This is a genomic window from Nitrosomonas eutropha, from assembly GCF_003201195.1.
GTDB classification, from domain to species: domain Bacteria; phylum Pseudomonadota; class Gammaproteobacteria; order Burkholderiales; family Nitrosomonadaceae; genus Nitrosomonas; species Nitrosomonas eutropha.
Genome location: NZ_QICQ01000019.1, coordinates 12,069 through 34,990, shown reverse-complemented (window position 1 = coordinate 34,990; position 22,922 = coordinate 12,069). Strand labels below are relative to the sequence as shown.

General features: G+C 47.5%; 20 protein-coding genes and 1 pseudogene. 6 read left to right on the top strand and 15 right to left on the bottom strand.

The genetic code is table 11. The annotated features are described in order from the left end of the window. Nucleotides 1-5 precede the first annotated feature (5 nt). The 5 genes from truB to rimP form a co-directional block, all read right to left on the bottom strand. Nucleotides 6-995: a tRNA pseudouridine(55) synthase TruB gene (truB, locus tag C8R14_RS08065; protein ID WP_011634693.1), complete on the bottom strand. Its 990-nt coding sequence runs from the start codon at nt 993-995 to the stop codon at nt 6-8. A gap of 84 nt (nt 996-1,079) precedes the next feature. Next, the gene (gene rbfA / locus C8R14_RS08060; RefSeq protein ID WP_011634694.1) at nt 1,080-1,433 is read right to left on the bottom strand and encodes a 30S ribosome-binding factor RbfA; all 354 of its coding nucleotides are present in this window, start codon (nt 1,431-1,433) and stop codon (nt 1,080-1,082) included. Nucleotides 1,434-1,485: 52 nt separating this feature from the next. Beyond that, the gene (gene infB / locus C8R14_RS08055) at nt 1,486-4,152 is read right to left on the bottom strand and encodes a translation initiation factor IF-2 (protein ID WP_011634695.1); all 2,667 of its coding nucleotides are present in this window, start codon (nt 4,150-4,152) and stop codon (nt 1,486-1,488) included. A 118-nt stretch (nt 4,153-4,270) separates the two neighbouring features. Then, nucleotides 4,271-5,743 (bottom strand): transcription termination factor NusA, encoded by a 1,473-nt coding sequence (nusA, locus tag C8R14_RS08050; protein WP_011634696.1) that lies wholly within the window; start codon nt 5,741-5,743, stop codon nt 4,271-4,273. 52 nt (nt 5,744-5,795) lie between these two features. Further along, nucleotides 5,796-6,227: a ribosome maturation factor RimP gene (rimP, locus tag C8R14_RS08045; protein WP_041353794.1), complete on the bottom strand. Its 432-nt coding sequence runs from the start codon at nt 6,225-6,227 to the stop codon at nt 5,796-5,798. Between the two features lie 387 nt (nt 6,228-6,614). Here rimP and C8R14_RS08040 point away from each other — a divergent pair, with 387 nt between their 5' ends. Then, the gene (locus C8R14_RS08040; protein ID WP_082211257.1) at nt 6,615-6,929 is read left to right on the top strand and encodes a transposase; all 315 of its coding nucleotides are present in this window, start codon (nt 6,615-6,617) and stop codon (nt 6,927-6,929) included. Between the two features lie 281 nt (nt 6,930-7,210). Then, nucleotides 7,211-7,648 carry a DUF1841 family protein gene (locus C8R14_RS08035; RefSeq protein WP_011634698.1) on the top strand — a complete coding sequence of 146 codons (438 nt, stop codon included), beginning with the start codon at nt 7,211-7,213 and terminating at the stop codon, nt 7,646-7,648. Between the two features lie 73 nt (nt 7,649-7,721). Here C8R14_RS08035 and C8R14_RS08030 read toward each other — a convergent pair whose 3' ends face one another. From C8R14_RS08030 to C8R14_RS08020, 3 genes are all read right to left on the bottom strand, one after another. Further along, complete coding sequence (locus tag C8R14_RS08030) at nt 7,722-8,048, bottom strand: c-type cytochrome (RefSeq protein ID WP_011634699.1); 327 nt, start codon at nt 8,046-8,048, stop codon at nt 7,722-7,724. A gap of 32 nt (nt 8,049-8,080) precedes the next feature. After that, complete coding sequence (locus C8R14_RS08025) at nt 8,081-8,407, bottom strand: c-type cytochrome (RefSeq protein WP_011634700.1); 327 nt, start codon at nt 8,405-8,407, stop codon at nt 8,081-8,083. Between the two features lie 112 nt (nt 8,408-8,519). Beyond that, on the bottom strand, nt 8,520-10,466 hold the full coding sequence (locus C8R14_RS08020) for an ATP-binding cassette domain-containing protein (protein ID WP_011634701.1): 1,947 nt from the start codon (nt 10,464-10,466) through the stop codon (nt 8,520-8,522). A 230-nt stretch (nt 10,467-10,696) separates the two neighbouring features. On the opposite strand from C8R14_RS08020, the gene selD reads away from it, so the two are divergent. Beyond that, complete coding sequence (selD, locus tag C8R14_RS08015; protein WP_011634702.1) at nt 10,697-11,746, top strand: selenide, water dikinase SelD; 1,050 nt, start codon at nt 10,697-10,699, stop codon at nt 11,744-11,746. Beyond that, complete coding sequence (gene mnmH, locus C8R14_RS08010) at nt 11,739-12,905, top strand: tRNA 2-selenouridine(34) synthase MnmH (RefSeq protein ID WP_011634703.1); 1,167 nt, start codon at nt 11,739-11,741, stop codon at nt 12,903-12,905. The genes selD and mnmH overlap by 8 nt, the downstream gene beginning before the upstream one ends. 348 nt (nt 12,906-13,253) lie before the next feature. Here the strand turns inward: mnmH and C8R14_RS08005 are convergent, their stop codons facing one another. The 5 genes from C8R14_RS08005 to rsmI form a co-directional block, all read right to left on the bottom strand. Beyond that, complete coding sequence (locus C8R14_RS08005; protein WP_011634704.1) at nt 13,254-14,822, bottom strand: FAD-binding oxidoreductase; 1,569 nt, start codon at nt 14,820-14,822, stop codon at nt 13,254-13,256. Beyond that, nucleotides 14,819-15,544, bottom strand: a complete 726-nt coding sequence (locus tag C8R14_RS08000) for a hypothetical protein (protein WP_011634705.1) — start codon at nt 15,542-15,544, stop codon at nt 14,819-14,821. Before C8R14_RS08000 ends, C8R14_RS08005 begins: the two co-directional genes overlap by 4 nt. A gap of 10 nt (nt 15,545-15,554) precedes the next feature. After that, on the bottom strand, nt 15,555-16,007 hold the full coding sequence (locus C8R14_RS07995; RefSeq protein ID WP_207204467.1) for a c-type cytochrome: 453 nt from the start codon (nt 16,005-16,007) through the stop codon (nt 15,555-15,557). A gap of 167 nt (nt 16,008-16,174) precedes the next feature. After that, nucleotides 16,175-17,212, bottom strand: a complete 1,038-nt coding sequence (pyrC, locus tag C8R14_RS07990) for a dihydroorotase (protein WP_011634707.1) — start codon at nt 17,210-17,212, stop codon at nt 16,175-16,177. 97 nt (nt 17,213-17,309) lie between these two features. After that, nucleotides 17,310-18,206, bottom strand: coding sequence for a 16S rRNA (cytidine(1402)-2'-O)-methyltransferase (gene rsmI, locus C8R14_RS07985; RefSeq protein WP_011634708.1), 897 nt, complete (start codon nt 18,204-18,206; stop codon nt 17,310-17,312). Nucleotides 18,207-18,347: 141 nt separating this feature from the next. Between rsmI and C8R14_RS07980 the strand changes: the two genes are divergently transcribed. Together C8R14_RS07980 and C8R14_RS07975 are read left to right on the top strand one after the other, a co-directional pair. Next, nucleotides 18,348-20,138, top strand: coding sequence for an ABC transporter ATP-binding protein (locus C8R14_RS07980; RefSeq protein WP_011634709.1), 1,791 nt, complete (start codon nt 18,348-18,350; stop codon nt 20,136-20,138). 105 nt (nt 20,139-20,243) lie between these two features. Further along, nucleotides 20,244-20,594 carry a YraN family protein gene (locus C8R14_RS07975; protein WP_011634710.1) on the top strand — a complete coding sequence of 117 codons (351 nt, stop codon included), beginning with the start codon at nt 20,244-20,246 and terminating at the stop codon, nt 20,592-20,594. A gap of 37 nt (nt 20,595-20,631) precedes the next feature. On the opposite strand, the pseudogene C8R14_RS07970 reads toward C8R14_RS07975, so the two are convergent. Together C8R14_RS07970 and C8R14_RS07965 are read right to left on the bottom strand one after the other, a co-directional pair. Then, nucleotides 20,632-20,762: pseudogene (locus C8R14_RS07970) on the bottom strand (IS481 family transposase); the annotation flags it as partial. 211 nt (nt 20,763-20,973) lie between these two features. Continuing rightward, nucleotides 20,974-22,188, bottom strand: a complete 1,215-nt coding sequence (locus tag C8R14_RS07965; protein WP_011634711.1) for a DUF1207 domain-containing protein — start codon at nt 22,186-22,188, stop codon at nt 20,974-20,976. Nucleotides 22,189-22,922: the final 734 nt, after the last annotated feature.

The following is a 22,922-nucleotide window of genomic DNA, read 5'->3' as shown; positions in this document are numbered from 1 at the left end:
TTTTTCTAGCCTATTGAATCAGCTAACCCGCCTGCTGCTGTAACAGCGGCCAACACAACCATTCTTCTGGGTGCGATGACCTCGGAATCAACCCACTCTCCGAGACCAAGAAAAATATTCTCCCTATCGTATAGCTTCAATTTGGGACTGGCCAGGAACAGGGGGCGCGATCTGTCCTTCCTGATTTTCTGCCCTTGCTGCAAACGCACCACTTCATCGTCATCAAACACCATAGAAGGAATGTCGCTTAAAAGGCTATCAATTGGATACAAAAATTTCAGGCGGTCAGAAGGCTGCTCGGATTCGAGCTGATCCAGATTGCAAGCTTGCGATAAATCGAAATGGCCGACACCAGTACGGGAAAGCGCGGTGAGATAAGCGCCGCCATAGCCAAGCGCCTTTCCAATATCTTCTGCCAGTGTACGAATATAGGTGCCTGAACTACAACGGACCGCAATCATCATCTCAAAACCCGACAAAGCATTGAGAGATATACTGTGAATTACAATTTCACGCACCTTGCGCTCAATTGTAATTCCCTCTCGTGCATATCGATAAAGTGGTTTGCCATACAGCTTCAGCGCGCTGAACATGGGCGGAATCTGATTTGATCGGCCAAGAAAGGTTTGCAGGATTGCAGTTACTTGCCGAGAATCAGGTGGACACGCATCAGATTTAGCTACCCGCCTGATTTCACCCTCAGCATCCCCTGTACTACTGATATAACCAAGCTGAAGAGAGGCTTTGTAGGTTTTATCCGCGCTCAGCAAAGCTGAAGAAAACTTGGTGGCTTCACCAAGACAAATTGGCAGCAAGCCTTGTGCCATCGGATCCAACGTGCCAGTATGACCGGCCTTTGTTGCTGACAACAAACGCTTACTGATTTGAAGAGCCCGGTTAGATGAGATGCCAACAGGCTTGTTGAGTAACAAAACCCCATTACAGTTAACTGATTTAAGCTGAACAGATCTTGCTGATGATAAGAGTTTGACCAAAAAATTTTAGCTAGCTAAATGTAATTCTAGGTTATATCGCCATATCGCATAAAACGCCAATTCTGTAGATATCACCAATCAGGATCAGGTTTTACCTACAGCCTCATCGATCAATCTGGAGAGTTTTATTCCGCGCTCGATAGATTCATCATAAACAAATTGTAACTTCGGAATAATTCTCAACCTGATTTTACCAGCCAGCTGACTGCGCAGAAATCCTGCGGCCCGCTTCAATCCTTCCTCCGCAAGCTGAGCATTTTCATTACCTCCCAGCGTAGTATAGAAAACCTTGGCATAAGTATAATCCCGCGTCACCTCCACCCCGGTTAACGTTATCATCCCGATTCGCGGATCCATTATTTCATTCTGGATCAACGAAGCCAATTCACGCTGAACCTGGTCAGCCACTCGTAAGGTACGGGAAAAATCCTTCGGCATGATTACCTCCTCTTCAATCAGGCGAGTTATTCATCGCGCCTGATGTACAGCATCACAATACACGGGCGGTTTCAACGATCTCATACACTTCAATCTGATCACCCTGTTGAATGTCATTAAAGTTCTTCAATGAAAGTCCGCATTCGAAACCAGATTTAACTTCCTTGACATCATCCTTGAATCGCTTCAGAGAATCCAGACTGCCACTATGTATAACAACACCGTCACGCAGTACTCTTACCGGCGCATCGCGTCGAATTAATCCTTCAAGCACATAACAACCAGCCACGACACCAACTTTGGATATCCGGTAAATCTCGCGAATATCGACCAAACCCAGGATTTTTTCCTTGCGATCTGGCGTCATCATTCCCGACAAGGCCTTTTTAACTTCATCAACTGCTTCATAGATGATGTTGTAATAGCGCACATCCACCCCGGTTGAAGCAATCAGCTTGCGTGCCCCCAGGTCAGCACGACAGTTGAACCCGATGACAACTGCTTTGGACGCAAGAGCCAGATTAATATCAGATTCAATAATTGCTCCGACCCCGCTATGCACGATATTGATCTTCACCTCATCGGTTTCCAGCTTCTTCAATGCGTAAGCCAGTGCCTCGCATGATCCCTGCACATCGGCCTTAATAATCAGATTAAGTGTACTGATGTCCTCCTGATGGCCGAATACATCTTCCATTTTTGCCACATGAAGTTTGTCCAGTCGGACATCGCGGAATTTACCTTGGCGGAAAAGAGCAATTTCCCTGGCTTTGCGTTCATCACTAAGTGCTATAAACACTTCACCCGCCGCAGCAACTTCAGACAATCCCTGAATCTCAACAGGAATCGAGGTGCCCGCTTCACTGACGGATTTGCCTCGCTCATCCAGCATTGCTCTGATCTTACCGAATACAGCTCCAGTAAGGACAACGTCACCTCGTCTCAAAGTTCCGGACTGTACCAGAACTGTTGCAACCGGGCCACGGCCCTTGTCCAAACGTGATTCAATAATCACTCCTTTCGCCGGCGCATCCCGCACAGCCTTCAGCTCCAGCACCTCTGCCTGCAATAAAACAGCTTCCAGCAACTCATCAATTCCCTGACCAGTTTTTGCTGAAACACCAATAAACATGGCATCCCCTCCCCAATCTTCAGGCACAACGCCATGATTGACGAGCTCTTGTTTAATACGTTCAAGATTGGCTTCTGGCTTGTCCATTTTATTAACAGCCACAACAATGGGTATACTTGCTGCCTTGGCGTGATGAACTGCCTCAATCGTCTGCGGCATCACACCATCATCAGCTGCCACTACCAATATGACTATATCGGTAATTTTGGCACCACGGGCACGCATGGCCGTAAACGCCTCATGCCCTGGGGTATCCAGAAAGGTAACTACGCCACGCGAGGTTTTGACGTGATAGGCCCCGATATGTTGCGTAATACCGCCGGCCTCTCCACCCGCAACACGCGTTCTGCGAATATAGTCCAGCAATGAGGTTTTGCCATGATCAACGTGTCCCATCACCGTCACTACCGGGGCACGCGACTCCATCCTGGCTTCGTCAGGAGATAAATCAACTTCTTCCAAGAAGGCTTCCGGGTTATCCGGTGCAGCGATCTTGGCTACATGCCCCATCTCTTCAACAACAATCATAGCTGTATCCTGATCCAGCATTTGATTGATTGTCACCATGTTGCCCATTTTCATCAATACCTTGATAACTTCGGCTGCCTTGACCGCCATTTTTTGTGCCAGTACAGCAACCGAAATCGTTTCAGGGATCAATACCTCATGCACAACCGGCTCAGTTGGCGCTGAAAATGCATGCTGGGATTGCGACTCATCCGACCTGCTCCTGCCGTGTTTATCTTTGCGCATGCGCCATTCCTGCCCACCAGATACATCTCCACGTGCTTTTGATTCACGACGCTTAACTGGCTCATCCTTCCATGCTTCCTGCTGTCTGGCCTGTTTCTTTTTCTTCTCGCCCTTTTCTTCCGGTTTTACAGCTGGCTTCTGCGGAGCACGTTCCTTGGCCGCCGGAGTCGTTTGAGTAGTTACTGTAATCGTAGCAGAGGGAGTTACAGCAGCTGTTTCAGTAGATTCTGGTTGAGTTGCAGCTACAGATCCTGACACAGCCGCCGTTTCCGACCCAGGCTCTTGAACCTGGGTGGATTCTTTTTTCACCTCAGTCTGAGCTGTTACTTGCTGTCTTCGTTTTTCCTGTTTCTCTTTCAGTTCCGCAGCCTGGCGCGCCATTAATTCCGATCTTTTTCTGGCTTCTTCAGCACGCAAAGCGATTTGTTCAGCATCAAGTACAGATTTTACCGGAACAGCTTCCGGCGCTTCCGGTGCTTCAGCTGTTCTCAGAGAGACATCTTCAGCTGCTCTTTTGCCAGCCGCATCAGATTCATCCTGTTTGGTAGTCAACACCCGTTTTTTTCTGACCTTGACCTCGATAGTTCTAGGTCTTCCCGCACTATCTGATTGCTTTATCTCTGTTGTTTGCCTACGCGCCAGAGTGATCTTGGTTCTTGATCCACTACTACCATGTGATTTGCGCAGATAATCAAGAAGCTGCGTCTTATCCTGCTCTGTCACAAAATCTGCTGCGGAACGTTTAGCAACTCCGGCAGCTTGAAGTTGTTCCAGCAACAAATTGGGCAGCATACCCAGATCATGTGCAAATTGCTCTACAGTCATTTGAGTCATCAGCAACCCTTTACCCCAAATCCAACAAAAATCATAAAAAACAAAATCAATATTTCCTTAACCAACTCATATCCCGCTCCGGAAACAGATACGGGATTTGTCCGCTTTATATCGAAATTCAAGTAAACCAGGGTTCGCGTGCCTTAATAATAATTTTGCTTGCCCGATCAAGATCCACACCCGTCAACTCGACCAGATCATCCGCCGCCAGATCAGCAAGCTCTTCCTGAGTGCTGATCCCTTTAGCAGCCAACTCACGCACAAGATCAATATCCATTCCTTCCAACGCAAGTAATGCTTCAGACGCATGTCCGATTTTTTCTTCTGTTACAATCGCAGCCGTCAACAAAACATTGCGGGCACGATTACGTAACTCTTCAATTGTCTCATGATCAAATTCCTGGATTTCCAGCATTTCTTCAATTGGAATATACGCAATTTCTTCCAGTGTAGAAAAACCCTCATCTACCAGGATACGCCCGACCTCTTCATCCACATCAAGCTTTTCCATAAATAATTCACAGATGGAAGCAGCTTCCTCCTCACTCTTTTCGTGAGATTCTTCCACTGTCATGATATTGAGCTGCCAGCCCGTCAACTCTGATGCCAGCCGAACATTCTGCCCGCCTCGCCCGATAGCCTGAGCCAGATTTTCCTCATCCACTACAACATCCATACTATGCTTATCTTCATCCATTACTATACTGCTAATCACAGCAGGCGCCAGCGCATTCACGACAAATGTAGCCTGATCATCTGACCATTGAATAATATCCACCCGCTCACCCGCCAGCTCACCGGTAACCGCCTGTACCCTAGAACCACGCATGCCAACACAAGTACCAATTGGGTCAACACGCGCATCATTTGATTTAACCGCGATTTTTGCCCTGGAACCCGGATCTCTAGCTGCCGCCCTGATTTCCAGAATACCCTCCTCTATCTCCGGCACCTCAAGTTCGAACAATTTGACCAGAAAATCTGCTGAAGTTCTGGATAACACCAGTTGTGGTCCTCTGACAGCACGATCAATTTTGAGCAGATAAGCGCGAACGCGATCCCCCATTCTCAGATTCTCATGCGAGATCATTTGATCACGCGGCAAAACTGCTTCGATCTTGCCGAATTCAATGATCGCATTCCCGCGATCCATACGCTTGATCACACCACTTACTAGATACTCCCCGCGCTCAAGAAAATCATTCAAATTCTGTTCGCGTTCGGCATCTCGTATTTTCTGAAAGATAACCTGCTTCGCGGCCTGTGCCCCGATCCGGTCAAATGTAACATCCTCCATTAGCTCTTCCGTATATTCACCCGGAACGGATTGCGGATTCTGCTTTACAGCCTCAACCAGTGCAATTTGCCGTTCAGGATGCTCCACTACATCATCGGCAACAATCAACCATCTGCGAAAGCATTGAAATTCACCCGTATCTCGGTCGATAGAGACACGTACATCAATATCATCCCGGGCATGCTTCTTGGCAGCAGAAGCCAGAGCCATTTCGAGTGCGGTAAAAACAATGTTTTTATCCACATTCTTCTCATGCGCCAAAGCATTGACCAACAGTAAAATCTCGCGGCTCATATTCCTCCAGCCCTATTTTTCAACCTTACATCCATCGACAGATTTACCCGAATTACAATTTTGGAATCAGCCGGGCCTTTTCCAGATTTTTCAATTCAAACTGCAACAACTTTCCGTCAACATTCAACATCAGGGCATCATCCCCCACTTCGGTCAGTGTCCCCACAAAATTTCTTTGCCCTTGTAAAGCAATTCGCAACCTAATCCGGATAGATTCCCCCACAAAACGGACAAAATCAGCTCTTTTCTTCAAAGGCCTATCCAAGCCCGGTGATGAAACCTCAAGCCGGTTGTAATCAATATTTTCTACAGCCAGCAGCTGACCTAAATGATTGCTGACAGCAACGCAATCAGCAAGCGTTATCGCCCCATCCTTTTTATCCACAAACACCCGCAACAATCTGCCTGGAGCAGATTGTTCAATATCAACAAGCTCATACCCCATACCAGCAATCGTTGGTTCGAGCAGCTCAAACAATGACATAGCCTCACCACAAATAAAAAATGGGCCAACCAGCCCACCTTCAAAACACATTTGTATTATAGCAAGGATTACAGTCCATAAAAACAGAAATTTATTTTACACCAATGTTTCCAATAGGTTATCACGAGTTACATCTAAAGCACACATCAAAGCAATCGATCCCGTCGACATAAATATCGGCCTCAAATACCCCAATTCAGGATTAATACCTTCTGCACTTGCAGATGCAAAAACTACTGGATTCCAATCCTCGCCAGATAACCGTCGAGGTCAGAGTCTGTGCCTGATGTATACGGATTGTGTCTCATCCTGAATTTGTCCATCGGGCTAAATTCTGTGTATCTTCTTCTATATATTTCCAATGGATTACTGAGATTCAATTCACGCATGAATAGAGACACAGTAGGTAGGCAAAGGATGGAATCCTATTATTTGGGCAAGGCAGACGATCCAGGACGCAGCGGCACGAGCAATCGTCAATTTGTAGAAGCTTGTTTCTGGATAACGCACTGTGGCAGCCTCTGGCGCGACTTACCAGCCGCATTTGGCAAATGGAACACAATCTCTTCAAGCGCTTGCAGGACTGGAGCAAGGTTTGGTGTATTCAAGCGTATTACTTTGCGCTGCAACAAAACCGACTACAGCTTCTCGTCAGTCATTTACCTGCTATCTGTTATCTCAGCTCCAAGTAAATCTCAATAGCGTCTAGCCAAAATACAACCTCACAAGAAATTCGTAAAGAAAAATCTGCCACGAATAACTGCGTTATCAGGAAGCAGGGACGCTGTATTGTAGCTCGATCAATAAAGTCAGAAAATTCACGAGCTATCAATATTTCATGTTATTTTATCCCGAACAATAACAGCCCTTCCCCGGGGCGATTACCTCAGTCATTAAAGCTTCGCCAGCTTTATTATGTTGAATAACCAGGTATCAAGACAAATCCACCATCACTTATCAGAATTTTTGCAGGATTTACGGTAATGTTCAATCCAACAAGAAACCAGGCACGGCAGCTATTCTTTGATACGTGGCACAAATACCAGCAAAGAGAACCACTATCCGGCATGGAAACCATAGCAGTGGAAGTTATCCTACAGCACCCGGAATATCATTCCATACTACAGGATACCGAACGGTATCTTGACAAGGATTATCCACCTGAGCAGGGCAAAATAAATCCCTTTCTACATATGAGTATGCACATCGCCATCCGGGAGCAACTTACCATCAATCAGCCAACCGGTATCCTTCAGCGCTTCGAACAATTGAAAATCAAGCTACAAGGGGACGAGCATGAGGCGATGCATCACACGATGGATTGTCTTGCAGAAATGCTCTGGCAGTCACAGCGCAATCAATCATCCCCTGATGCCAGTATTTATCTGGAATGCATGGATAAGCAGATCGGAAACAAATAAAAAACGAAATGCACCTCGGGGTATCGGATGCATTCCGCTCACAGCCTCCGTATACGGGGTATACGGAGGTGTACTATCTCTTAACTTGCAGGCCTGATTGACTGGAATAATAAAATGCCAGATTTTCGATATCATCTGCACTCAGGGCAGCCGCCATTCCGGCCATCACCGGGTCTTTACGTGCGCCTGATTTATAATCTTTCAATGCTTTTACGATATAGGTTCTAGGTTGGCCACCAATTTTCGGGAACATCGGCACCGGACTGTTACCATCCACACCATGACAGGATGCACAAACTTCCTCAGCCTTCTTTTTGCCAGCATCAATATCTGCTGCGATCAGCTGCCCCGACAGAAGAAATATTACTCCGCTAACAGCGGCCACCAAATAGCTTTTCATGTTATTTATATCCCTTGGATTAAGAAGAATGATCAATTGCCAGCGTAATAAGCAGCCAAGGCATCAATATCCTCATCGGAAAGAGTTCCTGCAATACCAACCATTGTCGGGTGGTTACGCTCTCCAGATCTGTAATCTTTCAGCGCCTTAACCAGGTAAGGCAGGTGTTGTCCGCCCAGTTTCGGTACATGATAAACAAACGGATATGCGGTGCGATATCCTTCAATACCATGGCAGCCCTGGCACATGGCGATCTTGCTCTTAACTGAATCAGTGTTTCCAGCTGCATCTGCCACGCCGGAAAACGACAGAATCATGCCAGAAGCGATAAGTAGTTTAACGGCAGCTGCCTTTTTCACTTTTGCATCCTCCTCTCAAAAAAGCGAACTTTAAACGATGGGTGTTGTTTAGTCAATGAAGGTTGTAGCTATGTCCCTGTTGTGTATAGGGAAATTATTTCTTCAGCACTTTTTACCCTTTCTTTTTACAAATTGTTTCCACAACGATCTGCTTGTTTTCCAGCATCTCCCAGCGGGAATAGTATGCCGCAAGCTCTTTTTCCAGCTCAGCCGCACGCGCCTGCAATACCATTGCATCATAAGGGTTGTTTTTATAAATAACAGGGGTACTCAATTTCTGGCCAACTATTATTTGTTCTTTTTCAAGGATATCGATTTTCTCCGGCAATGCTTCCAGCTCTTTAGTTTCCTGATAACTTAATCCGGCAGGGCCAGGTGATTTATCTTTTTTGACCACCTGGGGCGATTTGATTATCGATCTGAGAGAGTCACTACTTTCCTGCTGTGGCGTTTTTACATTTGATTTGGATTGCAACCATTCCTGATAGCCGCCTGCATATTCACGCAGATACCCATCTCCTTCAAACACAATGGCCTGGGTCACCACATTATCAATAAAGGCACGATCGTGGCTCACCAGAAAAAGCGTACCGCTATATTCCTGCAACAAGGCCTCCAGCAATTCAAGTGTCTCAATATCGAGATCATTGGTCGGCTCATCCAGAACCAGCACATTAGCCGGGCGTGTAAATAAGCGAGCAAGCAACAACCGGTTACGTTCACCGCCAGACAAAGATTTTACGGGCGAGCGGGCACGCTGCGGTGGGAACAGGAAATCCTCCAGGTAACTAATGACATGCCTGCGCGCACCATCAATTTCAACAAACTCTGAACCCTGGCTGATGGAATCAACCAAAGTTTTATCTTCATCCAATTGCTCCCGCAGTTGGTCAAAATAGGCTATGGATAACTTGGTGCCCAGTCGTATCGTCCCAGAATCTGGTTGCAACTCACCTAGTATTAGTTTCAGCAAAGTGGACTTACCGGAACCATTAGGGCCAAGCAACCCGACACGATCACCCCGCATGATACGACAAGAGAAATCTCGAATAATCATTTTATCTCCGTAGCGCTTGGTCACATGTTCCAGTTCCGCGACCAGCTGCCCGGAATGCTGCCCTGCATCCACCCGAAAACTGACATTCCCAACCCGGTCCCGCCGGGCCGCACGCTCCAACCTCAGCGCTTCCAGTCTTCTAACTCGGCCTTCATTACGCGTCCGTCTGGCTTGAACTCCCTTACGTATCCAGATTTCCTCCTGATCCAGCGCCTTATCGAATTTCCGGTTATGAACCGCTTCGATTTCCAGCAGCTCAGCTTTCTTTTGCTGATATGCCGAAAAATTACCGGGAAAACCTTTCAGCTCCCCACGATCCAGCTCAATGATGCGGGTCGCTACGTTATCCAGAAAACGTCGGTCATGAGTAATGAATATCATGCTGCCGGAAAACCCCTGCAGCATTTCCTCAAGCCATTCTATCGACGAAAAATCCAGGTGGTTAGTTGGCTCATCCAGCAGCAGCACATCCGGTGACACAACCAGCGCCCGCGCCAGTGCCACCCGCTTGCGTCCTCCTCCCGATAACGTTCCTACAATCGTATCTTCCTGTAGATCAAGTCGGTTGATCGCCGTTTCCACCTTATGATGAAGACTCCAGCCATTTTGGGATTCAAGCACGCTCTGCAACTGCTGCATACGATCAAGCAGCTTCTCGGTATCTGCTCCCTCCTCCCCCAGCGCATGAGATACCTGATGATAATCTAGCAAGGTCTGTGCCAGTGTACCAAGCCCTCGGGCAACCTCTGCAAATACTGATTCATTCTCATCTAGCACCGGCTCCTGCGGGATATAAGCAACGTTTACACCAGGTGCCATCCACAGTTGCCCGTCATCCAGTTTGATCTCACCTACCAGCGCACGCAACAGACTGGATTTACCGGTGCCGTTGCGCCCGATCAATCCAACCCGTTCGCCCGGATCAAGTTGCAACACGGCTTGATTGAGCAAAGCATGGTGACCAAAGGCTAAACAGGCGTTATCGAGTGTCAGAAGCGGCATGGAAAATTATTAATCAACTGAGGAAAAACAGTGTCTTTGAAGCAGAGATATTACTGTCCTCTAAAATATCAAGACAGGCTAACTTAACAACCATAACATTATTATACTACTGCCTCAAACTGGCGACAGAAGATCGCTGTGCTGACAACCTGAAAACCCGTTTAATTCGGCACTAACCAGTATTTCACTGGATACTCGTTACAGCAGAACACTTTTTATTTTGAATATTTATGCATCCAGAAAAAATCGCACTGACACAAACGGTACAAAAAGGCGGGTGTGCCGCCAAGGTTGCCGCCACAACATTACACCGGATTTTGCAGCAAGTCAGATTTCCAGCTGCACACTCTGCGTTGATGGTGGATGGCCGCTATTTTGACGATGCCGCCATCTACAAAATCAATGAACAAACTGCTCTGGTGCAAACACTGGATTTCTTCACGCCGATTGTTGATACTCCAAGACTGTTTGGTGAAATTGCTGCCGCCAATGCTATCAGCGATGTGTATGCCATGGGTGGCAGGCCCGTTACCGCCATGGGTATTCTGGCATTTCCGCTGGCCACCTTATCCGAACACATCATCGTTGATGTCCTGCAAGGTGCCAGCGATAAGATCGCTGAAGCAGGTGCCAATTTTGTCGGCGGCCATTCAATTGATGATGACACCTTGAAGTTTGGCCTATCGGTCACCGGGTTAGTCAATCCGCAGCAGGTATGGACCAATGCCAACGCACAATCGGGAGATCATTTGGTTTTGACCAAGGCGCTGGGAACAGGCACCCTGACAGCCGGAATAAAACGGCAACAATTGCAGGAGAAGGACATCATGGACGCGCTAGAAAGCATGGCGGCCATCAATAACGTCATCGACTATCTATCACCGGATTTGCTGGCAGCTATCCATGCCGCTACCGACATCACCGGCTTCGGCTTTTCCGGCCACGCCATGCAACTAGCAAACGCCAGCAACGTTACCCTGAGCATTGCAACTGGTAATCTTCCCAGGTTTGACAAAGCTTTCTACTGTCTGAAAAATAGTTTTCTGACCAAAGCACACCGGACCAATGCAGAGTACACCACGCCACATATCGACGATGCAAAACTGGATGCGCTGTACAAACTGCTAATTCACGATCCGCAAACCAGTGGTGGTTTATTATTAAGCGTGGTGCCCGAAGCCAGCCAGCTCGTGCTGCAGGCACTGCGCACATACTTCAAGCCAGCAGCAATAGTGGGAACCGTTCATCCTCGTCAAGATAAAGCGGTGCAATTTGAATAATCCAAACATTGATAGCGATGAGCTAACAGCTTTATTCACAGCGGATACGCCACTGATTGACGTACGTGCACCGCTTGAATTCATACTGGGATCCCTGCCCGGCTCAGTCAATCTGCCCATCCTCAACAACGAAGAACGTGCACTGGTCGGCACTACTTACAAACAGCAAGGTTCCGAGGCAGCAGTCATGCTTGGCCATGAGATGATTTCGGGTCAGGCAAAACAGGATCGTCTGCAGCAATGGCTTGATTTTATCCGGCAACATCCCCGAACCGTGCTGTATTGCTTTCGAGGAGGAAAGCGCTCGCAGATCACGCAACAATGGTTGAAAGATGCTGGTGTCGACAGGCCATTGATCATCGGTGGTTATAAGCAGGCACGCCAATTTTTGATCAACACAATTGACCGGTTCAGTGAAAACCACACGCTACTGGTCATTACCGGACCAACGGGCAGTGGCAAAACCCAGCTAATCCAGGAGATCAGAAACAGTTACCCGGTACTTGACATCGAAGCCCTTGCCCGGCATCGTGGCTCGGCTTTTGGAGGAATGTCTCTCCCCCAGCCCACACAAATCGATTTTGAGAATCAGTTGGCTGTCAATTTGCTCAAACTGAAACAGAACTATCTGTTTGATCCAGTCGTTGTGGAAGACGAAAGCCGACATACCGGCAGGGTATATTTACCAGCCAGCTTCTTTGAACACATGCGCAGCTCTGAAATCATCTGGGTGGATGAACCATTGAATACCAGGGTAGATAACATATTCGGAGATTACATTGTTGCTACCCCTATCGGCCAGGCACAGCAGGCTCGGCGCAACACACAACCATTGTCTTCTGCTACGGAAATTCAGGAAATACTGTGCCAACAAGCGCTGTTATTATTCGACAAATACGCAAGTGCCTTGCAGGCAATCAGCAAAAAACTGGGAGGAGTTAGGTTTCAGGAAGTATCACAGGATCTGGAAAACGCCCGATCCAGCTTTGTAAACAGAAATGAAATTCAATCAAACAAGACCTGGATTGAAAAACTGGTGAGATATTACTATGACCCACTGTATCTCGGCTCACTACAACGCCGCCAGGTCAATCCCTGCTTCAAGGGCTCAAGGCAGGCAGCAATCGATTATCTGCGGGCTCGCAAACAACACGCTTGACGTATCTCCTTCCGCTTGCCACCCCAAATGCCATGGATGATTACCAGCATGGCGGAAGAAAGTGCCACAAAATCGTTCAGAATACTCGCAGATAACAGTAGGAAAATATCGATAGAACCAGACAAATAAACGAAAATGTGGCCTTGGTCATACTCCAATTTTATCTTGACATGATGTGGAATCAAATACCTGTAAGAAACCTTACGTAATCCATATCCTTCTCAATACTTACCGCCTGCATATACAATAGAAACAACCTGCGTATCTCTTTCATACGACTACTGTTCACTCTGATCAAAAAAACAGCTTCACCTGTTTCGTAGATTGCAATCCGCGCGGCAGCAATCATCATTCTTCGAAAGTATCGAGATCGATTCCAGATTTACCCGGCGCCAAGATATTATTTGGATCGAGCGCTCGTTTAATTGCGTGTTCGACCCGACGCTTTACTGGACCATAGCTTTGTGCGACACGCTCCATAAAGGCAGTATTGACGCGGTAGACGGCATATCCCTCTTTTTCGAATTCATTGATCAGTTCATGAAAACACCGATAAGCAGATTCGGTTTCTTCCCTACTGGTGCGATCGTACAGCACATCGATGACATGATGCATATCGCGCCAACCGACAATGAATTCACCCACGTAATCCAAACCGTGTTTGTTGAGGATTTTTTTGGCCAGCGTCTTCTGTTTGTCACATTCATTGCCACGGGCCTGGCTAACCGGTGCAAACCACATGGAGCCGCCACCTCCACGCCAGTTGTACAATCCGAATTCCTGCAGATTAGGCACACCGGACATCAGCTCGGCACGATACTTGAACGGCTGAGTATCGCCTGCTTCCTCCTGAGTAATGATCGTGCCCTTACCTGATTTTTTAATTGTTTCGGTGACGATCTTCCAGTTAACGTCAACCTGTTCCTGAGTGCCGTACAATGCGGCATAAACGTTCCAGGCACCCAGATTTTTATCATGCTGAATCTGCTTGAGTACTGAATCCGGTGTCGCTCCACGCCCGGTCATGTATTCGGAGCGACGTACGTTGGCACTTCCCGCCTCCCACAAAACATTAGCAATTACCACCGAGTTTGGAATGACCTGGGTAATCCGCAATGGACGCAGTAGTTCAACAATATCAGCAATATCGGATTCATGTTCGTACCTGATCTCGAATGGCTTGATTACTGGGGGCCTAGGCATCAGCCAGAAGCCCATCTTGGTACAAATGCCATAATTGGCTTGGGTAAACATGCCATCCAGAGTCGGGCCGTAGCCCCACTTGAATACCTGCCAGCTGTTATCCCCCTTGACACCCCCCATACCAGTTCTCAGTACTTCACCGTTAGCTAATACCAATTCCATACCACACTGCATCATAAAATGCTCACCGTACGGCGTATAGCCGACACCACGATCCATGGTATTGCCAACTGGCCCGGCAATCGCCGATGGTGCGGAAAATGACAACATCAGAGGCAAATTATTTTCCTGAAGGTAGTCATATAACTGCCCATAGGTCACCCCAGGCTCAACCAGCGCAGTGCATAGTTCTGGATCAACATGAATGATTTTATTCATTTTTTTGAGATCAAGTATCACCTGGCCACGATGGTGTGGTGCAGCAGAGCCATAACCGAAATTGCGACCAGTAGAAATGGTCCAGATTGGGATCTTGTATGTGTTGCAGATTTTGACAACCTCTTGAACTTGTTTCACAGTCGTTGCGACCAAAGTAGCTGATGGCGCATGCTCGGCATCATCTACCGGCATCATGATTTTTGTGTAGGCAATGAGCTGTTCTGGTCTGGTCAATACATTTTTATCACCCAACAATTTTTGGAATGCTTCAATAGCTTTCTGAAATTCCTGCTGGGAAACACCACGAGGCAACACATCATGGTTTTGCTCATTCATATTGAAACTCCTTGAATCTTAAAGGCAAAGGAAACGAAGTGTCCATTCAGCGGCGCTACCGACCCGCTGTTAATCTGTGGAGCCTCCGAAAAATCAACCAGATCATCACCAGTCAGCGCAAATCCAAGATCTGTGCTCCACTGAGCATCTTCCCGAACCCCTTCACGTGTGTACAAAATGGGTTCTAATACTTGTTCTTCTCTCTTTCGATGGCTTCCATGGATACAGCTGAAGCCACGTAAAGCAAGCTGATGCCCGAACAATCCACCTTGATCACCAGCAACCCTGCTGCTGTACAACAGATGGCGGGATTGTTCTGGCTCCACCGTATGCTGTCCCAGCCAGCGCATACAAGCGCCTGTGGAACGAGCCAGATCAATAATAAGTGTGCCACTGGCATCATCCACCAAACCAGTGATAACACACCCTTCTGTCGACATTTCCTTAATGCGGCGCTGCAACAGCAGCAGAAAATCCCGTTCTATGTTGATGTCATGTACTTCCATATTGGCACCACCAGCAATCCAGGCACCCTGCAGAAAAGCTGAATGTTCTGTCTCCCCGTTTACCAGCAGTAGAGTCGTTTCCGGGTTGAAAAACTTGGCAGATTGGGCGCGGTTAGTAGCGGCGGCCAGAGCAACGCTTGGATTTGCCCATCCAAGACAACCTGAAACACCGCTCAGAACGATACCCTTGAGTAGTAGGCGACGCTGGATATCCATGGAATTACCCTCACTTTTTTTCAGGAGTGGTTTGTTGAATATATTGCCCGAGGGATTTCAAATCTTCGTTGCTAATATACGGCTCAGGAAAAGCAGGCATAGCTCGAAACCCGTGCCGCACGACATGGGTAATATACTCGGGCGGTAATTGCCGGCCTTTGATAGAAGGGCCAATCCCGGTGTCATGACAATAACCACACACCTTGGCATAAACGTTTTCACCGCCTGACCACTGACCACTATTTCCGAGATCTCTCTCTACAGCCTCTTCAGCAGCGTAAGCTGGCAAGATAAACAAGGCCATAGACAGCGTCATGCTGATCGTAAAAATTCGTTTTACAACCAGATCATCTTTTAGAAAGAACATTTCAACACCTCCGTTTATTGCTGACGGAAAAAGTAATCCGCAGGAAAAATATAGTTCCTGCATATAATCTGGCAAATCGTCTAGTTGCAGAAACAAAATTACCTGCTCTTTTCCAAAAAGGTAGGTTCAATAGGCGATCAAATGCGCATTAAAACAGCAGCAGAGCGGATTGTTCAGGTTGCTTGATTCAGGAACCAATCACAATAATCATCCATACAGTATATTCGCACTTATCTGATGAATCAAAATAAATCCACTCTCCATCATAACCTCCAGCAGACCTGTTCTCCTGCCCTAAGTGGCACTAACCTGTCTCCACCAAACTCGACCTCTCCAGGTATTTGCCAGCTTTCTTTGCTTAATGAAATTTGATCCGTGTTGCGCGGCAAGCCATAAAAATCAGGGCCGTAGAAACTGGCGAATGCCTCTAGCCGATCAAGCCTTCCAGCCTGCTCAAATATTTCAGCATAAAATTCAATCGCTGCGTGGGCGCTGTAAATACCCGCACAACCACAGGCTGATTCCTTATCTTTTAGTGGGTGTGGCGCACTGTCAGTACCGAGAAAGAAACGAGAATGACCGCTGGTTGCTGCTGCTACCAGCGCCTGGCGATGAATTTCCCGCTTTAGCACCGGCAGGCAGTAATGATGTGGTTGTAAACCACCTGTAAATAAAGCGTTGCGGTTCAGCATTAGATGATGCGCGGTAATCGTGGCAGCAATCCGGTTGGAAATCGACTGCACAAACTCAACCGCCTCTCGAGTGGTGATATGTTCAAATACCACCCTCAACCCCGGGAAACGCTGTAAAAGTGGGATCAGCACCCGATCTATAAAAATTTTTTCACGATCAAAAATATCCACTGCAGGATCAACCACTTCTCCATGCACAAGCAAAGGCATATCAAGCTTCTCCATCATCGCCAGTGTGGCCTTACAGCGGTCAATATCAGTAACACCAGCATCGGAATGTGTGGTCGCCCCGGCCGGATACAGCTTAACTGCCTGTACAATCCCGCTCGCCTTTGCTCGGCTAATTTCTTCAGGTGTAGTGGTATCGGTCAGGTATAGTGTCATTAGCGGCTCGAACTGGCCTACCAATTCCTGTGGCAAGGCAGACAAGATACGGGCACGATAGGCAGCCGCCTGTTCAGTCGTTACCACGGGCAGTTTGAGATTCGGCATGATCATGGCGCGCGCAAAACGCCGAGCAGTATCAGGTAGGACTGACTGCATAGCCTTGCCATCACGCAGATGCAAATGCCAGTCATCCGGGCGGGTAAACGTCAGCTTGTTTGTCATATCGTTCAATCCGGTTTTCCTCACAAATCAATAAACAAACACAAATTCTCCTCCAGAACTCCACAGCAGTAAAAATTTCCAAATCTGGCTGGATTTGTCACATCCCTGTCTTTTGTTCCAGCAGCGCCCGGGTATACAGTTTTTTCCTGCTCTCTCCGGTAATTTCTGCAGCCAGTTGCACGGCCTGTTTCAGAGGCAGATCTCTTTGCAGAATGGCCAGTGTATGCACGGCTTGCAGGCTGATATCTTCCTGATCTGGCTCTTCCTCTGGCGCCAGCAGCAAAACGAATTCACCTCGCAGCCGATTTTCATCTGCTCGCAGCCAATCCAGGGCTTCGCCCAGTATGCAGGTGTGAATCGTCTCGAAAATCTTGGTAAGTTCACGGGCAAATGTGATTTCACGGGTTGGGCCGAATACGGCAACCATATCTGCAACACATTCGAGTACGCGGTGTGGTGCTTCATAAAAAACCGGAATGCAAGCATACAATGTCTTGAGAGACGTCAATTTGCGCTGACGCTCACCACTTTTAGCTGGTAAAAATCCATAAAAGAAGAAGTGCGGGGCAATCAACCCGGAAGCAGACAAGGCGCACAGCGCCGCATTGGCACCGGGAATCGGCACTACCGGAAAATTTCGCGCACGCACCTGTTGCACCAGAAAAGCACCTGGATCAGAGATAGCCGGGGTGCCTGCATCAGAAATCAGAGCGACGGATTGACCAGATACCAACAGCTCAATGATTTTTTGCGCTGCGTTACCTTCGTTATGCTGATGCAACGGCGTGATTCGAGTATGTGTAGTGTTGTTATGCACAGCGATGTGTACAGTGTGTGCTGCCAGCAGTTTTTGTGCGCTCTGGACATGCTCGGCTGCAATGCAATCGACAGCAGATAGTACCTCCAGTGCACGCAGGGAAATATCACGCAAGTTCCCGATGGGTGTGCCAACCACATATAATGTTCCTTTAGATACTCCTGCTGCAGTTGGCATATTCTGGTTATAAAACGTCTGTTCCTATGATTTTCCACGGGCATAATCGCACTATACGGCAGTTCCTCTGCTTTTTCCATTTACAGTCAGCCAGCTTCCAGCCTGTTTAACCAGCTTAAATCCAAGCCAATCTGATATTTTATGACACCTGATCACACAACCGCCCCGCTGGTTCGTCTGCTGCGCTATGGCCATCTGTTTCGTGGCCGCATCTGGCTCGCCACGCTTTATTCGATTCTCAATAAGCTGTTTGATCTGGCGCCACCCGTGCTGATCGGTATGGCAGTGGATATTGTCGTCAATCAGCAAACTTCCATTTTCGCCCATCTGGGATTTCCGGATGTCTCCGCCCAGCTGTGGATACTGGCCATCCTCACGTTGATCGTCTGGGGATTTGAATCCATCTGGGAGTACCTGCTCAAGCTGTGTTGGCGCAATCTGGCACAGGATATCCAGCATACCTTGCGTCTGGATGCCTACAGTCATATCCAGAAACTGGAGCTGGCTTATTTTGAGGAACGCAGTACCGGGGGAATGATGGCGATTCTGAACGATGACATCAACCAGCTGGAGCGGTTTCTGGATGTCGGAGCAAATGATCTCATCCAGCTGCTAACTACTGTGATTACGGTAGGCGGCATGTTTATTTATCTGACTCCTGGTGTGGCGTGGATGGCGTTATTACCGATGCCGTTCGTCGTGGCCGGTTCTTATTTGTTCCAGAAGCGGATTGCTCCGCGCTATATGGCTATCCGCGAGCAGGTCAGCATTTTGAACAGCTATCTGTCCAATAATCTTAGCGGCATTGCCACCATCAAAAGCTATACGGCGGAGCAGCACGAATTGCGCCGGATCGAGCGTGAAAGCCATGTCTATCAGGAAAAAAACCAGCATGCAATTGCCCTCAGCGCCGCTTTTGTACCAATCATCCGTATGGTGATTGCACTGGGCTTCAGTGCCATTCTAGTGGCGGCGGGATTAATGGCTGCCGGTGGAGACCTCAATGTTGGCGCATACAGTATTCTGGTATTCATGACCCAGCGCCTGCTGTGGCCGCTCACCCGCCTGGGAGAAACACTTGATTTGTTCCAGCGGGCAATGGCTTCTACCCACCGTGTGCTGGATTTGCTCCAGGCTCAACCCACCATTACTGATGGGCCGCAAACCCTGACTACTGCACAGATTGGCGGGAAAATTGTTTTTGATGACATCAGCTTCCATTATGAGCGGCGTATTTCCACGTTAAATCATCTTTCTCTGACTATCCCCGCTGGCGAGACTATTGCACTGATCGGCGCTACCGGCAGTGGCAAAAGCACGATTGTCAAGCTGCTGCTGCGTTTCTATGAACCACAACAAGGCCGTATCCTGCTGGATGGTCATAACATCCGGGATTTACGCCTGCACGATCTGCGCAAATCAATCGGCCTGGTCAGCCAGGATGTTTACCTGTTCCACGGCACGGTGTATGAAAACATCGCCTATGGTTCTTTTGGCGCCAGCATGGAAGACGTGATCGCTGCCGCCAAGGCAGCCGAGGCACATGATTTCATCATAGAACTACCGGATGATTATCAGACCATCGTGGGAGAACGGGGACAAAAACTCTCCGGTGGCCAGCGGCAACGCATCTCCATTGCACGCGCCGTGCTCAAGGATCCGCCAGTGCTGGTACTCGATGAAGCTACTTCAGCAGTAGATAATGAAACAGAAGCCGCCATTCAGCGCTCACTGGAACGAATTACCATCGGTCGCACTACTATTGTTATTGCTCACCGCCTCTCCACTATCCGTAACGCTCATTGCATTTATGTGCTGGACAAGGGGGAAGTAGTGGAAACAGGTACGCACGAAGCACTCCTGACACATAATGGCCTGTATGCCAACCTGTGGCGGGTACAAACCGGTGAAAAGATAAAAGGGAATTTCTAAAAATCAGTAAAAAATTGCCTTTGCGAATGCCAATGGACCTTTAGCCGCAAGTGTAGCGTACTGAAGCAACCCGGAATAATTTTCCAATAAGTTACAGGTACTCCTATGTCATCCACGAAAAACAAAGGCAGTGATGCCGAACAACAGGCCACTATTTTTCTCCAACAACAGCAATTAACTCTGCTGGAAAAAAATTATCGCTGCCGGTTTGGTGAAATTGATCTCATCATGCAGGATGGCGACACGGTAGTATTTGTTGAGGTCAGAATGCGCGTTAATCAACTCTTTGGTGGTGCAGCTGCCAGCATCACGCCTGCCAAGCAGCTCAAGCTGACACGCGCCGCTCGGCATTATCTGGCAAGGTGTGATGAAGATTTTCCCTGCCGTTTTGATGCGATTCTGATTTCCGGTAACCGGGAAATTGAATGGATACAAAATGCATTTGACGAAGGCTGATGACGGGCTGCCTAATCAATGCAGCGCCATTAAACATAGGTAGTTGCTGGTTATACAGACTGACATAACGTATCAAGGTCTGTTCCAGATCTTCAGTACTATACTATTGAATCGATGTGTCTTGAGTACGTCAGCAATACGCCCGTTGAAACGCTCGACCATCCCATTGTGTTTGCGGAGCTATAGTGCTCCCCTTTTTCAAGATAGCAATTTAAGCTGGACACTGCCATAAGGAACGAGTCGTAATGAGCGAATCGAAAAGCAGAAATATCACAGCTCCGAGTTCAAAGCCAAGGTTGGCCTAGAGGCTCTGCGTGGGCGTAAAGGCAATCAACGAGATTGGCCAGGAATACGAGTATCCTGGATGCGACAGACAGATCTAAAAATGGTAGTGCGCTCCGATTCCCATATAGTCAACTTTTTCTTTAAAAAATTGACCAGTAGGAGAGTTCCCATTGAAATATTCGGCAAAAAATTGAAGTCTCCTACCGAAAACCTGAAAATCTTCAAATTGAAATCCAGCCTTAACAGAGAGATCAGCATTCCAATTGTTTTGTTCGTAATTCTTAATATCAATCGCCAGAACAGGCCGTACTGGGGCAATATCCAAGCGCCACGGGCTCCTGAATTCGATGCCATATTGAATTGACCAAGGTTTGATTGTTGAGGGTTCTTTGTGAAAGATACCGCCACCTCCTCCATAAACACGCACTCCATAGGGAAGTTCATAAGACAGTCTGAGATCGATACCTTCGTAACTAAGATTGACCCGATCGAGGTCGGTTAGCTTCCTTAGTAGAAATTCATCCCCAAGATGCGAGCTCTGATGATAAATCCGCGCGAATGCAGATGCATTACCTGCACGCATGCTTGAATAAATCGATGCAATGAAATCTGTGTTGATGAGATCGGATGAAGGGGCGTCGAGATTGAAATCGCTAAACACGCCAGCTTGCAGCCCCACTTCCCATTGTGCGGAGTATTTCCCGAAATTGGCCCGATAAAACGGTAATGTTTCACCAAAACTAACAGCAGCGTTATTATCACCATCAATATTGCCCCCAAGGTAATTGCGATAGGCAGCAGAAAAATGAGCCCACCGCGGATCTGCCAGTAACGGCTTAAATAAATAGCCTGAGGGTAAAATCCCCGTCGCAAGTATTGTTGGATCATCGGTTGTGGGTATGTTTTTTTCTTCTTCAGTAACGGTATCACTCGGCGCTGGAGACGTAGTCGTGATGGGTTGCTGATCAGTGGGTTCCTTTATGTTTACTCCAGTCACTCCTGGTATCTCCAAGAGCACCTGTGTGATCCTGGCGTGATCTTCTGGTAATACTTCACTTGCTGATAAGGTAATATTTCCGTTACGTACAGTTAACGAAGGGGTATCACTCTTGAGTTCGTACTTGAGGATACCGGTAGCGTAACCAGCAATATAAGAATCATCCGTTATTGCAGCGCTGGCAGTGGATATACAAGCCAACGAGACTATGATGGTTAGCAGAATTCGCATAACATGCCTGAATTTTCTCAAGGTGCGATTTGAACAATTTTGGGCCAAAAGAGAATTCTTTGTTTCGTGTATTTTCTGCATCTGTCTTCCAGACTATTTGGTTTTTGATCACTCGGCTGAATACTGAGAGTACGATTGCTTCACTGCGCATTATCAGGAAAGGGCAAAAGAACCTTTTCAAAGTACTTCTATCTGAACCAGGATATTAATTTAATCCAATTCAATCGGATGAAGATTCAATTCTGTTTGAACTGAGTCTGCTGGAACCCATTCCAATTTTTAGTAGCTAACCCCCTTGCCTACCTCTCTAAGATTATTACAGAAATAGCGCATTTAGTATGTACACCAGCCCACAAAGCCAGAGCAATCGCACAAACATCACCTCACCGTAGACTGAGGAGTTCAGCGCGGGAATTGTTTGATGTGGCGGCAATCAAGCGTCGAGTCTTGAACCTGCCTTTGCGATCGGTCACTTCGGCAGCGGCCACAACTGCCGCGTGCAGCAACCTGAATCATCCGGAATGAGACATCCTTCACTATCTTGCCATTATCTACAACAGGGGCAGTCGTCTTTGTGTGCTAGCGTACACATCAAGTGCATTATTTCTGGTAGTCTAATTTGAGGATTACGATTAAAAATGGAAAGGTACGATGATTCTTGCTCGGCGGGTTCTCAGAAAACCGTTTCCTGCAATAATAAAGACTTATCGCAGAATCGAACAAGATCACGGACTTCAGATTGAATACCGTACCCAAAGTAGTAAAGTAAACAAAGTCCCCCTTGGTCTAAAAAAATTGAGAGGGTGTTTAGCTTT

Excerpts from the sequence above, each read along its gene's own strand:
- rbfA (WP_011634694.1), bottom strand. The coding sequence starts at position 1,433 with ATGCCGAAGGATTTTTCCCGTACCTTACGAGTGGCTGACCAGGTTCAG.
- infB (WP_011634695.1), bottom strand. The coding sequence starts at position 4,152 with ATGACTCAAATGACTGTAGAGCAATTTGCACATGATCTGGGTATGCTG.
- nusA (WP_011634696.1), bottom strand. The coding sequence starts at position 5,743 with ATGAGCCGCGAGATTTTACTGTTGGTCAATGCTTTGGCGCATGAGAAG.
- rimP (WP_041353794.1), bottom strand. The coding sequence starts at position 6,227 with ATGTCATTGTTTGAGCTGCTCGAACCAACGATTGCTGGTATGGGGTAT.
- C8R14_RS08040 (WP_082211257.1), top strand. The coding sequence starts at position 6,615 with ATGAATAGAGACACAGTAGGTAGGCAAAGGATGGAATCCTATTATTTG.
- C8R14_RS08035 (WP_011634698.1), top strand. The coding sequence starts at position 7,211 with ATGTTCAATCCAACAAGAAACCAGGCACGGCAGCTATTCTTTGATACG.
- C8R14_RS08030 (WP_011634699.1), bottom strand. The coding sequence starts at position 8,048 with ATGAAAAGCTATTTGGTGGCCGCTGTTAGCGGAGTAATATTTCTTCTG.
- C8R14_RS08020 (WP_011634701.1), bottom strand. The coding sequence starts at position 10,466 with ATGCCGCTTCTGACACTCGATAACGCCTGTTTAGCCTTTGGTCACCAT.
- selD (WP_011634702.1), top strand. The coding sequence starts at position 10,697 with ATGCATCCAGAAAAAATCGCACTGACACAAACGGTACAAAAAGGCGGG.
- C8R14_RS08005 (WP_011634704.1), bottom strand. The coding sequence starts at position 14,822 with ATGAATGAGCAAAACCATGATGTGTTGCCTCGTGGTGTTTCCCAGCAG.
- C8R14_RS08000 (WP_011634705.1), bottom strand. The coding sequence starts at position 15,544 with ATGGATATCCAGCGTCGCCTACTACTCAAGGGTATCGTTCTGAGCGGT.
- pyrC (WP_011634707.1), bottom strand. The coding sequence starts at position 17,212 with ATGACAAACAAGCTGACGTTTACCCGCCCGGATGACTGGCATTTGCAT.
- rsmI (WP_011634708.1), bottom strand. The coding sequence starts at position 18,206 with ATGCCAACTGCAGCAGGAGTATCTAAAGGAACATTATATGTGGTTGGC.
- C8R14_RS07980 (WP_011634709.1), top strand. The coding sequence starts at position 18,348 with ATGACACCTGATCACACAACCGCCCCGCTGGTTCGTCTGCTGCGCTAT.
- C8R14_RS07975 (WP_011634710.1), top strand. The coding sequence starts at position 20,244 with ATGTCATCCACGAAAAACAAAGGCAGTGATGCCGAACAACAGGCCACT.
- C8R14_RS07965 (WP_011634711.1), bottom strand. The coding sequence starts at position 22,188 with ATGCAGAAAATACACGAAACAAAGAATTCTCTTTTGGCCCAAAATTGT.